The sequence below is a fragment of the Spirosoma sp. 209 genome, from assembly GCF_002006735.1.
Lineage (GTDB): Bacteria > Bacteroidota > Bacteroidia > Cytophagales > Spirosomataceae > Spirosoma > Spirosoma sordidisoli.
Genome location: NZ_MVEC01000024.1, coordinates 71215 through 87669, shown reverse-complemented (window position 1 = coordinate 87669; position 16455 = coordinate 71215). Strand labels below are relative to the sequence as shown.

12 protein-coding genes are annotated in these 16455 nt (G+C 55.1%); 8 read left to right on the top strand and 4 right to left on the bottom strand.

Annotated features, from left to right (window positions below; genetic code table 11):
* Positions 1–26 precede the first annotated feature (26 nt).
* On the bottom strand, positions 27–968 hold the full coding sequence (locus B1C80_RS26455; RefSeq protein WP_077924213.1) for a ring-cleaving dioxygenase: 942 nt from the start codon (positions 966–968) through the stop codon (positions 27–29).
* A 139-nt stretch (positions 969–1107) separates the two neighbouring features.
* On the bottom strand, positions 1108–2169 hold the full coding sequence (pdhA, locus tag B1C80_RS26450) for a pyruvate dehydrogenase (acetyl-transferring) E1 component subunit alpha (RefSeq protein ID WP_077924212.1): 1062 nt from the start codon (positions 2167–2169) through the stop codon (positions 1108–1110).
* A 166-nt stretch (positions 2170–2335) separates the two neighbouring features.
* On the opposite strand from pdhA, the gene B1C80_RS26445 reads away from it, so the two are divergent.
* From B1C80_RS26445 to B1C80_RS26420, 6 genes are all read left to right on the top strand, one after another.
* A complete protein-coding gene (locus B1C80_RS26445; protein ID WP_077924211.1) occupies positions 2336–3436 on the top strand; it encodes a DNA replication/repair protein RecF in 1101 nt (366 codons plus the stop codon).
* Between the two features lie 198 nt (positions 3437–3634).
* Positions 3635–5005, top strand: coding sequence for a glycoside hydrolase family 140 protein (locus B1C80_RS26440; RefSeq protein ID WP_077924210.1), 1371 nt, complete (start codon positions 3635–3637; stop codon positions 5003–5005).
* A 170-nt stretch (positions 5006–5175) separates the two neighbouring features.
* A complete protein-coding gene (locus B1C80_RS26435; RefSeq protein ID WP_077924209.1) occupies positions 5176–5835 on the top strand; it encodes a TetR/AcrR family transcriptional regulator in 660 nt (219 codons plus the stop codon).
* Complete coding sequence (locus B1C80_RS26430) at positions 5759–7186, top strand: TolC family protein (protein WP_236648934.1); 1428 nt, start codon at positions 5759–5761, stop codon at positions 7184–7186. The genes B1C80_RS26435 and B1C80_RS26430 overlap by 77 nt, the downstream gene beginning before the upstream one ends.
* 19 nt (positions 7187–7205) lie before the next feature.
* Positions 7206–8336: an efflux RND transporter periplasmic adaptor subunit gene (locus B1C80_RS26425; protein WP_077924207.1), complete on the top strand. Its 1131-nt coding sequence runs from the start codon at positions 7206–7208 to the stop codon at positions 8334–8336.
* 81 nt (positions 8337–8417) lie between these two features.
* Entirely contained in the window at positions 8418–11864 is a 3447-nt protein-coding gene (locus B1C80_RS26420; RefSeq protein ID WP_077924206.1) for an efflux RND transporter permease subunit, read from the top strand.
* Between the two features lie 348 nt (positions 11865–12212).
* Here the strand turns inward: B1C80_RS26420 and B1C80_RS26415 are convergent, their stop codons facing one another.
* On the bottom strand, positions 12213–12479 hold the full coding sequence (locus tag B1C80_RS26415; protein WP_077924205.1) for a hypothetical protein: 267 nt from the start codon (positions 12477–12479) through the stop codon (positions 12213–12215).
* A gap of 120 nt (positions 12480–12599) precedes the next feature.
* On the bottom strand, positions 12600–13394 hold the full coding sequence (locus B1C80_RS26410) for a carbohydrate-binding family 9-like protein (protein WP_077924204.1): 795 nt from the start codon (positions 13392–13394) through the stop codon (positions 12600–12602).
* 171 nt (positions 13395–13565) lie between these two features.
* Between B1C80_RS26410 and B1C80_RS26405 the strand changes: the two genes are divergently transcribed.
* Both B1C80_RS26405 and B1C80_RS26400 read left to right on the top strand, forming a co-directional pair.
* The gene (locus B1C80_RS26405) at positions 13566–14792 is read left to right on the top strand and encodes a S8 family serine peptidase (protein ID WP_077924203.1); all 1227 of its coding nucleotides are present in this window, start codon (positions 13566–13568) and stop codon (positions 14790–14792) included.
* Positions 14793–14898: 106 nt separating this feature from the next.
* Positions 14899–16224 carry a hypothetical protein gene (locus tag B1C80_RS26400; protein ID WP_077924202.1) on the top strand — a complete coding sequence of 442 codons (1326 nt, stop codon included), beginning with the start codon at positions 14899–14901 and terminating at the stop codon, positions 16222–16224.
* Positions 16225–16455: the final 231 nt, after the last annotated feature.

The window sequence follows — 16455 nt, the reverse complement described above, 5'->3', positions numbered from 1 at the left end:
GAGCGGCTGTGATCGGGGTCTGACATTTACCGGACAACAATGGGGGGCAACGCCTGCTCCAGGGTGGCCCGGCGGGCTTCGTACTGGGCGGGCAGTTTCAGATTTTGACCCAGCTCGGCCAGGGGTTCGTCAACGGTGAAGCCCGGCGGGTTAGTCGCAATCTCGAACAGGATACCGCCCGGCTCGCGGAAGTAAATGCTGTGAAAGTAATTCCGGTCCAGCACCGTAGTCGGCTGAAAACCGGCCCGCATCAACTCATCGCGGATAGCCAGCTGGGTCTCGTCCGTATCGGTCGAGAAGGCTACGTGGTGAACCGAACCGGCACCCTGCAACGCCCTGACATCGCCCGGCGAAACCTGCACGTCGACATAGTTGCCGGGGCCGCCAGTACCGGCTTTGAACCGGAAGCGCCCCTGCTCCTCCCCTACCAGTGTATGCTGCATAGTATCGGTCAGCAGTTTGATGGTCCGGTCCGGGTTTTGCTCGTTTAGCGTAACGGTATGAAAACCGCGAACGGCGTACTCGGCCGGGATGTGTTTATTGTCCCAGCCCGGGCGTTGGTCTTCGTTGTTGAAAACGAGTTCGATACCAGCTCCGTCGCCATCTTCGAACCGAAGAACGGATTCGGAAAAGCGTTTGTAAGGACCCGCGTAGGGAATACTGCGCTCGTTGAGCCGATCCATCCAGTACTGCAGCGAAGCGGTGGGCACCGAAAACGCAGTGTACGTCAGCTGACCTACGCCTTTCCGGCCACGGGGCAGACCACCGCCGTAGGGGAAAAACGTCAGAATGGTACCGGGCGATCCGGCTTCGTCCCCGTAATAGAGATGATACATATCAGGCGCATCGAAGTTGACCGTTTTTTTGATCAGCCGTAGGCCCATGATGTCGGTATAAAAATCAACGTTGCGTTGCGTATCGCCAGCCAGTGTGGTTACGTGGTGCAGGCCATTGATAAGGGTTTCCATAGTGCAAAAAGTTATTTGTGAGCGTCTTTGTTTAATACGTGTAGATGTATTTGATGTATATACATTTAATTTTTAAAATTTGTTCAATAAAAAAAGCCCGACTTGTAAAAGCCGGGCTTCAGATGAAAATCAGTGTGGATTACTCCATGATGAATGGGTAATCTTTCTGAACGTAAACGTCTTTGTAAGCTTCCTCGGCCGGGGGGTACGGCGACTCTTCGGCAAACTTAACCGACTCATCGACAATACCTTTGATTTTTTGATCGATAGCGGCCAGATCATCTTCCGTTGCCAGTTTCTGCTCAAGGATACGGCTCTTGACCATTTCGATCGGATCGCGCTGTTTGTACTGTTCTACTTCTTCTTTAGAGCGGTACTTCTGCGGATCGGACATCGAGTGGCCCCGGTAGCGATAGGTCCGGAACTCGAGGAAGGTAGGTCCTTCTCCCGACCGGGCGCGGTCAGCCGCGCGGCTAACGGCGTCATGAACGGCTTCAACGTCCATCGCGTCGACCGGTTCAGCGGGCATGTCATACGATTCGCCGAGGGTGTACAGCTCCGTTACGTTCGAGGTGCGGGCTACGGAGGTACCCATAGCATAGCCGTTGTTTTCTACCACGAAGATGACGGGTAGTTTCCAGAGCATAGCCATGTTGAACGCTTCGTGCAGTGCTCCCTGCCGAACGGCGCCGTCGCCCATGAAACAGATGCAGAGGTTAGACGTCTTGTTGTACTTTTCGGCAAAGGCGATACCGGCGCCCATCGGCACCTGCGCACCAACGATCCCGTGGCCACCCATAAAGTTGACCGATTTATCGAAGATGTGCATCGAGCCGCCTTTTCCTTTCGAAGAGCCTGTTTGTTTGGCAAACAGCTCGGCCATGACGGCCTTTGGATCAGAGCCAAGAGCCAGCGGGATACCGTGATCGCGGTAGGCCGTGATCCATTTGTCGTCTTTTGTAAGCGCCGTGTATGAGCCCGACGATCCGGCTTCCTGCCCAATGTATAAGTGGCAAAAACCCCGGATTTTCTGCTGCCCGTAGAGCTGCCCGGCTTTTTCTTCAAACTTGCGTTGCAGCTGCATAGACTCGTACCAATACAGGTAACGCTCCTTAGGATGCTGCGTTTTGGCCGGGGCCGGGGCCTTCCCATTCTTGGGCTGACTGGCTGCGGCTGGGTTTTTGTCTTTTACGCTTGCCATGAGAAATGAGTTCTATTGGAATGGGCAGACGCAGGTAGCGGCTCACTCTGGGTTTATTAACCTAACAAAGCGACCGTATCTTTGTTGCCAATATCGACGGCTTACAGTTATGCGTTAAACCGACAATTGACCGCGAAATTACGCATTCCCTCGTTATACACCACCTATGCACCTCGAAAAGCTGAGCCTGACCAATTTTAAGAATTATGAAGACGGGCGATATGCGTTTGGGCGGCAGGTAAACGTAATTGTTGGGCCGAACGGCAGCGGAAAAACGAATCTGCTCGATGCGGTCTATTTTCTGTCGCTGAGCAAAAGTGCCTTCCAGAATCAGGACGCTTTTAGTATCCTGCACGGGGCCGACTATTTCATTATCGACGGGGTTTTCCAGGAAACCGAACATCACCACGCCCAGATCACGATCAGTTTGCAACGCGGCCAGCGAAAGGTAGTCATGGCCGACAAAAAGCCTTATGAACGAATCAGTGACCACATCGGCCGTTTTCCGGTCGTTCTAATTGCGCCGAACGATACCGACCTGGTGCGCGAACACTCCGAAGATCGGCGCCATTTTTTCGACGGGGTTCTGTCGCAGCTCGACGCCGATTACCTGCAGGATTACCTGACCTACCAGCACGTACTCAAACAGCGCAACAGCCTGCTCAAACTGTTTGCCGAACGGAATCAGGTCGACAACGACATGCTGGATACGTATGACGAACCGCTGCTTGTTATCGGTCAGCGGATTCATGACCGGCGGCAGCAGTTTATAGCCGAGTACCTCCCCTTTTTCCAGTCGCATTATGCCTACCTCAGCAACGAGCGCGAAGTGGTCAATATCGTCTACGAATCGGAGGTGAGCAATCCGGGCTTTGCCGAGGAGTTTCGCCACTTTCGACGGCGCGATACGGTGCTGCAACGGACTACAATGGGCGTCCATAAAGATGACTATAACTTCCTGATCGGCGAGGTACCGCTGAAAAAGTTCGGTTCGCAGGGGCAGCAGAAGACCTTCGTGATTGCGCTGAAACTGGCTCAGTTCGACTGGCTCGAATCGGTCAAAAACATCAAGCCTATCCTGCTGCTGGATGATATTTTCGACAAACTCGACGACCAGCGCATCGGCAAACTGATTGCCCGGATGGACGAAGGTGCGTTTGGTCAGATCTTCGTTACCGACGCCCGCGCCGAACGAACCCGCGATTTATTAAGTGAGGTAAAGGCCGAGGTCCGGTTCTTCGAAACAGGTGACACCAGCCCACTCTGATACTTCTCCCCACCGGCTACCCTGCTGCTGACTCTGGCAGAACAGACCGATAGTAAGTTGGTCTGAAACCCTCCTTTTACCCTACGCAGTCTGGCTGCATCGATCCCGAAGCGGAGTTGTGATGCGGTGGCAGGCAATGCCTTGTTATTGCCGGGCCAGCCAGCTGCGTGTGGCCTAAACCCGTAATTATTACTTTTCATGAAAAGAGCCCTTACTCTTATTGTCGTACTGTTGGTTAGCGGGCTGGCCTTTGGTCAGCAACCCTTCTCGGGTGGACCGCTCAGGGTGTCGGAGAACCGGCGTTACCTGGTCCATGCGGATGGTAAACCGTTCTTTTACCTGGGCGATACCGCCTGGGAGTTGTTTCACCGGCTTAACCGCGCCGAAGCGGACCAGTACCTGAAACGCCGGGCCGAGCAGGGCTTTACCGTCGTTCAGGCCGTTGCGCTGGCTGAGCTGGACGGTCTGGATACGCCCAATGCCAACGGTGATAAGCCACTTCTTAACAACGACCCTACCAAGCCAAACGAAGCGTACTTTAAACACGTTGACTACATTATCGACAAAGCCGCCGAATACGGCATCGTTATTGGCCTTCTGCCTACCTGGGGCGACAAACTCTTTAAAAGCAGTTGGGGTAAAGGACCCGAAATCTTTACGGTCGGCAACGCCAGAACCTACGGGCAGTGGATTGGCAACCGGTACAAAAACCGGCCAAACATCATCTGGATCATAGGGGGCGACCGCAACCCCCGACCCAACTCGCAGGATGTGGCGGTCTGGCAGGCCATGGCCGGCGGTATCGAAACTGGGGTCGGTGGGGCCGACAAAGCCCTAATCAGCTACCACCCGCAGCCGAACGGACTGAAAGGCGGAGCCATCGAATGGTTCAGCAACGACGCCTGGCTGGATGTCAACATGCACCAGAACGGACACTGCCGCGACACGCCCATGTACGATCACATCAGCGTGTCGTATAACAAAACCCCCATTCGGCCCACGATGGACGCCGAACCCATCTACGAAGATCATCCGGTCTGTTTCAACGCCAAAGACCTCGGTTTGTCCAACGCCTACGACGTCCGGAAATACGCTTACCTCGATTTGTTTGCCGGGGCCCACGGCCATACGTACGGTTGCCACGATATCTGGCAGATGTACGCGCCGGGTCGGGAGTCGGTCAACGGAGCGCGTATGCCCTGGTCAGAGGCCCTCGAACTGCCCGCTGCCAACCAGATGAAATTTGTCCGGCAGCTGATGGAGTCGCGGCCAATGCTGGAGCGCGTGCCCGATCAGTCGCTGATTGTCGAGAATAACTACCCGCCTGCCGAGCGGATACAGGCCACGCGGGGCCGGACTTATGCATTCGTGTATACCGCAGCCGGAAAACCAGTTACGGTCAACCTGGGCAAAATCAGCGGCTCGAAGGTGAAAACGGCCTGGCTGAACCCGCGCACCGGTGAAACAAAAGAGCACAGGACCCTAGCCAACACGGGCCAGCAATCGTTTACACCCCCCACCTCCGGCTACGGCCAGGACTGGGTGCTGGTGCTCGACGGGGTGCAGTAAGTCAGTCAAGGTAAGCCACTAACGCCCGGCGAAATTTCGGTTTCGTCGGGCGTTTACGTTGGTTCGCACGCGTATTTTGGCCGTTCATCATTTTATCTAAAAATATATAATGGAAACTCCGAACCTTTGCGGAGTTTCCGCGGTTTTACCCGATAAAGTACAATTCCAATATGAAGGAACGGATTTTATCGGAGGCAGAACGGCTATTCTGGCGATACGGCGTGCGCTCGGTAACAATGGACGACATTGCCCGGCAGCTGGGTATCTCCAAAAAGACGATCTATCAGCATTTCAGTGATAAAGAGCAGATTCTGTACCAGGTTATTCAGGACAAAATCAGTACCGACGTTACGGAAATGCAGTGCGTAGTCTCAGAAACTAGCAATCCGATAGAAGAAATGTTGATTGTGCTGGAAATGATGCAGAAACACCAGGATCAGCTTAGTCCTAATCTGGTGATGGACGTAAAGCGTCATTACCCGCAGGCGTTTACGCTGTTCCGTGAGCACATGGATCGGCATATATTGAAATCGCTTCTTGAAAATATACAAAAAGGAATTTCGCTCGGTTTATACCGGCCCGATATCAATCCGGCTATTCTGGCCCGGATGCGGGTTGAGCAAATCGAGCTGGCGTTCAACAACGATTTTTTTCCAACCAGTGAGTATTCCATGATCGACGTGCAGCGGGAGCTGATCCATCACTTCGTCAGGGGGATGCTTACCGAACAGGGCTTCACCATCTACAATCAGTATGTCAATTTATACAATCATGACGTTCAGGAAAACAAGGCGGATACTAGCGGTCTGGCTACTCTCTCTGCTGAGTAGTACCAGCCTGTTATGGGCCCAACAGCCCCAGCGACAGGAATTTTCGCTACAGGAAGCCATTCAGTTTGCCACCTCGGCCAACATCAATGTGCAAACGTCGCGTCTGGATGCCGCGTCTGCCGAAGCCCGGATCAAAGAAGTAAAATCGACCACGTTGCCGCAGGTCAGCTTGGGTAGCCTGTTGACCTACAACGCCATTATCCAGCGCTTTATCTTACCGGCGGGTGGTTTTGGGGGACCCTCGTCGACAACGGCGGGCAGTGGTACCCAACCCGATAATGCAGCCGTAACGGCCATCCCGTTCGGGGTAAACTTTCAGGGCAACGTACAGGCAACGGTCAACCAGCTGTTGTTCGATGCCTCGTATAAAATTGGTCTGAAAGCAGCGGCTACCCTGCGGGAGCTGAGCCAGAAAAACGTGACGGCTTCCAAAATCAACGTGGCCGAGCAGGTGGCCAAAGCCTATTATAACGTACTGGTCAGCGAAGAGCGGATCAAACTGCTCGATTACAACATCAGCCGGATCGACTCGCTCTACAAGGAAACGCAGGCCCTCAACAGGCAGGGATTCGTGGAAAAGATCGACGTCGACCGTCTGGAAGTGCAGTCGAATAACCTGAAGGCCGAGCGGCAGAATGTTCAGAACCTGATCGGGCTGAGCTATTACCTGCTCAAATTTCAGATGGGCCTGGGTACGAACGACGTGGTGGTACTGACCGACAAAATTCAGGACCTCAACCCCGACCAGCTGGAACGGTCGGTTGCGTTTACGCCGGAGTTCGACTACAGCCAGCGGGTCGAATTCTCGGTGCTGCAAAGTCAGATCACGCTGGCCGACCTCGATTATCAGAGCATTGCCAAGCAGTATTTTCCGCGGGTGGTGGCGTCGGCGACGTATGGTCACAACAACGGTCGGAATAACCTGGGCGATTTTTTTACAACGACCTGGTTCAACTCGGCGGCTATCAACCTGCAGATTCAGGTGCCGGTATTTGACGGATTTCAGAAACGCTACGCAGCCCAGCAGAGGAAGATCGCCCTCGATAAGGCCCGCCTGGGGAGCAACCTGCTGAAAAACTCGATCGACCTGCAGATCCGGCAGTCGCAGATTACGATTCAGAACAGCCTGCAGACCCTGCGGACGCAGAAACGGAACCTCGATCTGGCCCAGGAAATTCTGCGCGTTACCCGAATCAAGTACAAAGAAGGCGTTGGGTCGAATATTGAGGTGCTGAACGCTGAATCGTCATCGCGCGAAGCGCAGACCAACTACTTCGCATCGCTGCTGGATTTCATGCTGGCCAAAGTTGACTACGACAAAGCAACGGGTAAGCTGTATACAGGCAATTAAAGACAAACAACACCGAATCATGAAAGCATATTACGCTATTGCCCTGACCACGAGTTTGCTGATGGCTTGTGGGGGAGAAAAGAAAAACGACCTGGAAGGCAAACGCGCCGAGCTGAGCGAGCTGAAAGCCAAGCAGGCCGAACTGAACACCCAGATCAAAACGCTGGAAGGCGAAGTGGCCAAACTCGATCCGAAGAAGAAAGAAGAAGCCCGGGTAAAAGACGTCGTGGTATCGCCGATAACGGCCAGTACGTTCCGGCGGTATGTAGAGCTGCAGGGTACGATCGATGCCAAAAACAACGTACAGGTGTCGCCCAAGTCGGGCGGGGCGGTAACGGCGGTTTACGTGGTAGAAGGGTCATCAGTGCGGGCGGGCCAGCTGCTGGCGCGACTCGACGACCAGATTCTCAGGACCTCGCTCGAAGAGATAAAAACCCAGTTGTCGCTGGCTAATACGGTTTTCGAAAAACAGGCCAACCTTTGGAAACAGCAGATCGGAACCGAGATCCAGTACCTGCAGGCCAAAAACAACAAAGAGTCGCTCGAGCGTCGGCTGGCTACCCTGAACTCGCAGCTGAGTCAGTCGAACGTAACGGCTCCCATCTCGGGGGTTGTCGATAAAGTGCTGGCTAAGGTAGGGTCATCGGCAGCGCCGGGCGTACCCATGTTTCAGATCGTAAACCTGTCGCAGCTGAAGGTAAAAGCCAACGTAGCCGATACCTATGCGGGTAGTGTGAAGAAGGGAGATGAGGTCATTGTACGCTTCCCCGACGTGAACCGGGAGTTGAAAACCCGCGTGAATTTCGTGTCGACAACGGTTGATCCGCTGAGTCGGACGTTTACCATTGAGGCTCCGCTGCCATCAGACCGGTCGCTGAAACCGAACATGCTGGCGCAGATCAAGATCAATGACGTAAACAAAGCCGACGCGCTGGTCATCAATCAAAACCTGATTCAGAATACCGAATCGGGTCAGCTGGTCTACGTGGCCGTGAACGAAGGCGGCAAGAAAGTGGCCAAGTCGCGGAAAATTACGCCGGGGCAGAGCTACGGCGGGCAGATTGAAATTATCGCAGGCCTGAAACCCGGCGACCAGTTGGTTACCCAGGGCTACCAGGAACTGACCGACGGCACACCGATCAACTACTAATGGATTTTCGGGCATCGGTACGGGCTAACGCACATCATATTGCCCATATGGCTGCCGGAAAAACCAAAAACTGATTTCTTGATGAAAGCAGAACACATAAAAACACTCGGTTTCACGAACTGGTGCGTAGAGAACCGAACGGCCATCTACATCTTCACCGTCATCATTACCCTGGGCGGCTTGCTGGTATACAATAACCTGCCCAAGGAGCAGTTTCCGGATATTAAAGTGCCGACGATCATCGTAACGACGGCCTACTTCGGAACGGCACCGGCCGATATCGAGAATACGATCAATAAACCGATCGAGAAGCAGATTAAGTCCATTTCGGGGGTAAAGCGCCTGAAATCGAATGCCTTGCAGGATTTTTCGCTGATAACGGTAGAGTTCAACCCCGACGTTGAAACGGCCGAAGCGCTGCAGCGGGTGCGCGACGCCATCGACAAAGCCCGGCGCGACCTGCCCCAGAAGATGGACGACGGCCCAACGGCGCAGGATGTGAACTTTTCGGAGTTTCCGATCATGAATATCAACCTGGCCGGTAACTTCTCGCTGAACCAGCTGAAGACCTACGCCGAAGACATGCAGGATGCCATCGAGGCCATGCCCGAAATTAGCCGGGTCGACATTGTCGGTGCCCTGAAGCGTGAGATTCAGATCAACGTCGATCTGCCTCGGATGCAGTCGGCGGGTCTGGCCTTTACCGATATTCAGCAGGCCGTACAGGGTGAAAACGTAAACGTATCGGGCGGGGAGCTGAACCTGGAAGGGGTTCGGCGGACGCTGCGCGTAAAAGGTGAGTTTTCTGACGTTCAGGCGCTGCAGAACCTGCAAATCCGGACCGCCACAGGCGCCACCATCCGCCTGGGCGACGTAGCCGACGTGCGCGACTCGTTCGAAGAGCAGCAGGATTTTGCCCGGCTGAGCGGCAAATCGGTCGTAACGCTGAACGTTATCAAACGGGCGGGGGCCAACCTGATTGCGGCTTCGGACCGGATCGAAGCCACGATCGATGAGTTCGAGGAAGACCGTTTCCCGCCGGGGCTCGACGTGACCGTTACCGCCGACCAGTCGGAGCGGACCCGGGCCGAAATCAATGACCTGGTCAACACCGTTGTTCTCGGGTTCATTTTTGTGGTGCTGGTCCTGATGTTCTTCATGGGCATCCGCGACGCCATTTTCGTGGGCTTGTCGGTGCCGCTGTCGGCGCTGGTAGCCTTTGTACTGATGCCGGTCGTTGGGCCGGTCGTGGGCGCTGCGTTTACGCTGAACACCATTGTGCTGTTCGCCTTCCTGCTGGGTCTGGGTCTGGTCGTGGATGATGCCATTGTGGTGATCGAAAACACCCACCGGCTGTTCAACCAGCATAAGGACTGGGATATTAAACAGGCCGTAAAAGCCGCAGCCGGCGAAGTATTCGTGCCCGTACTGTCGGGTACGCTGACCACCATTGCGCCGTTTTTCCCGCTGCTGTTCTGGCCCGGTATTGTGGGTGAGTTCATGAAGTTTCTGCCCCTGACGCTGATTCTGACCCTGTTTGCGTCGCTGTTTGTGGCTTACGTCATGAACCCCGTCTTTGCGGTGTCGTTCATGAAGCGTCACGACGAAGAACATGGCGACGAAAGCGATACCAGCTTCGACACGATCAAGCGTCCGCTGATGATCATGACCGCGCTGGCTGGCGTAGGATACGTCATTGACCGGGGTATCGGTAACCTGTTCGTGCTGTTCATCATTCTGTACGTGTTCAACCACTACGTGCTGACGCCCCGCATCATCGTGCCCTTCCAGAACAAATGGCTACCCAAGCTGATGCGCGGGTATCGCCGGCTGATCTCGTGGGTACTGACAGGCTGGCGGCCGGTAGTTGCCATCGGCAGCATGTTCGTACTGCTGATCGTAACGTTCGTGCTGATGGGCATCGTGCAGCCGAAGGTGATCTTCTTCCCCAGTGGTGATCCCGACTACGCCTATGTATATAACGTGATGCCGGTAGGGACCGACGCCCGCGTAACCGACTCGGTAACCCGGGTCATTGAGCAGCGCGTGTTCAAAGTCCTCAAGGATGAGAAAGCAGAAAACATGGTGAACTCGGTCATTGCCAACGTAGGTAAGAACGCGGGTGACCCGTTCAACCCCGACCGGAACGCCACGCCCCAGAAGTCGAAAGTAACGGTGGCCTTCGTAAAGGGGCAGGATCGGGGTGGTCGCTCGTCGGCCGAGATTCTGGAAAAGATACGGGCGGCCGTGCAGGGTATTCCGGGTACCGAAATATCGGTCGAGCGCGAAGCCAACGGCCCGCCAACGGGTAAAGCCATATCGATCGAGATTGCGGGCGAGGAGTTTGCCGAACTCACCAAACTGGAGAAAGCGGTTCGTCAAAATATTCAGCAGGCCGGTATCGAAGGCATTGACCAACTGAAATCGGACCTGATCACCAACAAGCCCGAAATCGTTATCAACATCAACAAGGAAAAGGCCCAGCGCGAAGGTATTTCGGCCCAGCAGGTGGCGTTTTCTATCCGTACGGCCCTGTTCGGCTCGGAAATATCGAAGTTCCGCGATGCCAAAGACGAGTACCCGATTATGGTCCGGCTGAAACAGAACGACCGGAGCCAGATTGAGCAGCTGCTGAGTCTGAACATCGTTTACCGCGATATGAACCTGGGCGGTCAGCTGCGTCAGGTGCCGATCTCCGCTGTAGCCGACATCAGCTACTCGACCACGTTCAGCCAGATCAACCGGAAAAATCAGGAGCGGCTCGTTACGCTGAGTTCCGATGTGGTACCGGGCGCTAATGCCAACGTCATTAACGGGCAGATTCAGCAGGTAATCAACCAGATGGAGATTCCGAACGGGTATTCGGTGAAGCTGGGTGGTGAGCAGGAAGACCAGCAGGAGTCGGCTACGTTCCTCGTTACGGCCTTTGGCGTGGCTATTCTGCTGATCTATCTGATTCTTTCCACGCAGTTCAACTCGGTCGTGAAACCGCTGATCATCTTTTTCACCATTCTGCTGTCGCTGATTGGGGTACTGCTGGGTTTCATGGCTACGGGCAAAACCTTCTCGGTGATCATGTCGGGCGTAGGGATTATTGCGCTGGCGGGTATCGTGGTGAAAAACGGGATTCTGCTCATCGAGTTTATCGATGAATTGCGAGGCCGGGGCGTACCGCTGCGGGAAGCTATCATCGAGGGCGGAGCCACGCGTCTGACGCCGGTACTGCTGACGGCATCGGCGGCTGTATTGGGTCTGATTCCGCTGGCAACCGGTCTTACCGTCGATTTCGTGGGTCTGTTCCGCGACCTGGCTCCGAACGTCATTATCGGTGGCGACAGCGCCGTGTTCTGGAACATCCTGGCCTGGACGATCATTTACGGACTCACGTTCTCAACGATTCTGACGCTGGTCATTGTGCCTTGTATGTACTGGGTCAACGAGCGCATCCGGATGAAGTGGTTCGGCAAGAAAGACCCCGCGCTGGAGATGCAGCAGCAACAGAAGCCAGCCGAAGAGCTGGTGTCGTAAGCCGTTGTTATACCGTTTACGAGTTCTACAAACGAAGCATGGACGCGGGGCAACCGGCGTCCATGCTTCGTTTTATGCTACCAAAGCCGCCCTACGCTCGCGGAGATGATTGACGCTGAAAGCCAGGAAAGGCACAGGTAGGTCCGATACGTTTAAGGGTTGCCTGGGGAAGATACGTGTTGAGCTTAGTCGGCTCGAAAGGCTGCCTTTTGTACCCCCCCAGCCCCCTAAAGGGGGAGCCCATTCGGCGGGGCTAACTCCCCCTTTAGGGGGCTGGGGGGTAAAATCCGGCTTCCCAAACAATCTTTTACCAGCCAGGCTGTTGATTCGGTTAACGTCGACCCATAGTTATGGCTGAAGATTACGGCTACTCAGTTCGGCCTGAATGGCCTTGTAATTGTCTTCGTTCTTTTTGCCACCACTGCCCAGGATGCCAAAGACAACGAACAGGATCAGCAGCTTGATCAGAGAAGCCCCGCTTATAGCTGCCCAAAAGAGGACACCCATGAATGCGCCTATAATAAAGGCCCAAAACACTCGTTGCTTCTTGATTTTTGCGTTCTCGGCTACTAGTTCGTCCGTGGTAAGTGTTGAATAGTTGGTCGTAGCGGGCATAGTTAAGGACAGTTTCTGTTCAGGAAGTGAATATTGACAAAAGTGAGGTGAAACGCAACCTGAGTTACGTCTTTTGATACTGGTTAACCGGGAGTGTAAGTTGATCGATCTGTAGTTACATCACTCCTCAAACACGATCTGGCTCCATTTATCGGGCTGGTGGGTGTCGTACTGCCCGTGTGGACTCATAACCATGGCCGGGTGGGGCTGTAGCTCGGTACCCGAAACCATAATTTTCTGAAATCGGCCCAGAAACATACGCCAAAGGTCGCCGGGGCGGGGCGGCAGACTCCGGCCGTTGGCCAGCCAGGTCAGACTTGCCCACGGAATGGCAATTTCGAGGCTCCAGCCCTGATCGACGTCACGGGCATCGTTCAGCGTACCGTCGATCTGTACGGCCGTTTCGAGGCCTGGCAGGTCGTAACTCAGGAAAGCCCACCGCAGACCGCGCGGGTGGGTACCGTACCAGAACGATGCGCCACTGCGGTCATAATCGCCCCCAAACGTCAGGGCCTGCGGGTGAAACACATCGAACTGGGGTACGTCGAACCGGCTGCCGCGCTGGTAGGCATCTTTCCAGATAAAAAACACTTCGTAGATCGTATTGCGGGCGTTTACCTCCAGCTCATAATAGCAGTCGCCCCCGTCGATGAAGAGTTCGAGGTCGCTTTCGAGGAAAATGATCGAATCGCGTTCGGTCAGGTGAGCTTCTACGTTCGGCTCTTCGGCCCGGAAGGCGATGTACAGGTGTGTGTCGTTCCAGAGGATAGAGGCCTGCGTGTTGTACAGCGTCTGACCTCCCGTTACCATATCGACAAAGCGAGGGCTCCAGGTGGCGTTTTGCCAGACGGCTTTGCTCAGATCGCCATCGACCAGGATGGTATCCGAAATTTTTTTGGCAGAAAAGGGCTGCATAAGACTGGCTGTGCGGGTTGGAGCGCTCAAGTTGACAAAAAATCAGGTTGCCTGTTTCCGGGCCCGACGCTTTTTCCGACAAATCGACTGAACCAACCGACCCGCTTCGGGCGGTTGAGTATCTCCGCTGCGTTTTGCCGCAATAATCACGTTCTAAACCCTCATAAACCAATGAACCCATTAAACGAACAACACCACCCACAACCCATCGTCCCGGTTGAACGGCCTCAGCAGGTCGATGTTATGCTGGAACTGATACAGACCAGCTCATTCATTCAGGCCACCACGGCGCGCAGTACGTTCAACGTCAGTGGTAAAAACCTGACGGCCGCCGTACTGGATACCGGTCTTCGCACTACCCATGTCGATTTTGCAGGTAAGGTTGTAGCCCAGCGAAACTTCACGACCGATAACGGGGGCAACGTCAACAACGCCAGCGATGGCAACGGACATGGCACCAACGTAGGCGGCATCATCGTAGCCAACAAAATCAATATCGGGATTGCCCCTGGTGCGAACATTGTGCCGCTCAAGGTCTTATCCAACACCGGTGGCGGTTCGTTTACGGCGGTGAGAGATGCACTCCAGTGGGTGCTGAATAACCACGTAGCGCATAAAATATCGGTGGTAAACCTATCGCTGGGCGATTCGGGCAACTACCCGAACGACGATGCTTTTGCGGCCGATGGCGTTCGGGATCTGATCAAGAAACTGTCGGCCAAACGGGTGGCTGTTGTGATTGCCGCTGGCAACGATTTCTTCAGGCATAACAGCAAGCAGGGCATGGGCTACCCCGGTATCTGCCGCGAAGCCATCAGCGTTGGGGCCGTTTATGACGCTAACGAAGGGGCTTTCAGCTACCTCAGCGGGGCTAAGGCGTTTTCGACGGGCCCGGGTCGCCTGACGCCGTTTACCCAGCGTCTGCACGAAACCAGTCACGCAGCCTGCCGTACGGACATTTTCGCGCCGGGAGCGCCGATTACTTCGTCGGGGATCACCTCCGATACGGCGTTTTCCATTCAGCACGGCACCAGCCAGGCGTCGCCCGTAACGGCGGGGGTGGTGCTGCTGCTGCAGGAGTATTATCAGCGGGTTGCCAAGACGCTGGCTGTACGGTATCCGGCAACGTTCAAGGCGCCTTTCCTGCCGTCTGTTCCCTTGCTGGTCCAGTGCCTGCGCGAAGGTGGGGTGGCCATAAAAGACGGCGATGATGAGGACGACAACGTGGTCAACACCGGCCTGACCTATATCCGCCTGGACGCATTACTGGCGCTTCGCCGGATGAGCCGTTACTTCCGCCGGTACCTGCTCCTGCCTTTCGACGAACAACAAACGACCAACCCGAAAACAGAGATGCTGGTCGAACACGAAGTGCCGGAACTGGCGCTTCAGGACTGAGCCGACTTATCTGACTATTTATTTATGAAGCCGCGCCCAACCCGGGCGCGGCTTTTGTATGGGCTGAAAAGTAGAGAAGTTACCAACCGACTCTTTATCAGCCAGTATGAGAACAACAAACCACCTAACTACCACGCTGGGCCTGCTGGCATTAACCAGTTTGAGCCTGATCGGTTGCTCGGGCAACCAGGAAACGGCCGACACCGCTGTTGCCCCGCCCATGTATAAGCTGATACCCGCCAAAAAAGTCCTGTTCAACTCGTTCGTTGACTGCAACATGGCCGAAGCCTGGGTAGGCGATACGTTCCGGATTTTTCCGGGTAAGTACGGCGAAGATCCGCTCTGGGGCAATGCCCGCGATCTGAAATACGCCGACGGGAAACATGCCGAAGAGGCTTTTGCGAGTAAAGCCAGTGATTTTACCGAGCCTGTCATGCCTAAAAACGTACCCGTCGGTACGCCCGGTCTGCACGGGGCAGTCTGGTTCGAGACGGTCTACCAGGACCCAACCGACAAGTCGGGCAAAACGCTCTACGCTGTTTACCATAACGAAAACTACCCCGCTACCCTCCCCTACGATTCCGCAACGGGCGAAGGGTACATCGATAAAAAATGGCCGCAGGGACTAACGGGACCCACCTCGCCGGCCGCGGTTTGCCGGATTGGCATTATGAAATCGACAAACGGAGGTAAAGCCTGGGAGAACAAAGGGATATTCATCGAAGATCTGCAACCGCGCCTGATCATGAAGCCCCACAACACCTCCAAAACGTTTGCAGGGGGCGTCGGCGACCCGTCGGCGGTGGCCAGCGGAGACTATCTGTACCTGTTCTACGGCGAGTACGGCTATCCTGGTCAGTACGAAGAGAAAGCCTACGACGCGCAAAAAGAATGGAGTGGCCAGTGCATCAGCGTGGCCCGTATTCGGCTGAGCGATCTCGATAATCCGGTTGGTAAAGCCCGACGCTGGGACGGCAAGGGGTTTAACGCCCCCCATAACGGTGTTGGAGCGCCTATTGCGGCTCTGCAGATCCCGCGCGAAGCGGGTGGCGGGGCGGCCTCTTCGCCAACGGGTGGTTTCCACTGGGGACCGTCGGTAAGCTGGAATACCTACCTCAATGGCTGGGTCATGCTGATGGGTAAGGTAACGGGCTCATCCTGGGCGGGGAGCAGCATCCATATTTCGTTCAATCCGCACAAAGACCTGGGCGAAGCCATGCAATCGCAGGCCTGGTCGAAGCCCAAACTGCTGCTCGACAAACCCGGCTATTTCCTCTGGTACCCGTCTCTCCAGCCCATGAACACCCCCGACGATGTTGCCAACAAACACACCTGCCTGCGCCTGGGCCAGCGCGCCCGCCTGTTCGTGAAAAATATCAGGCCCGAAAAGAGCGAATACAAATCGGAACATATCATCGAATTCGTGAAATAGGGCCGGGATACGGTATTCCCCGATTCCCTGGTTTTCCCCGGCCTGAAGGCCGGTGCTATTCATTGGCGGAATAGGTGGGGTGGTCGAATCAACGGCGACCAATGAATAGGCCTGGTTTTCAAACCGGGGATTGAGGAACGGTCGGTCGGGCGTACGGTTTTCCCCGGCCTGAAGGCCGGGCCTATTCATGGTCAGAATGAATGAGGTGGTCGAATCAACGGCGACCAATGA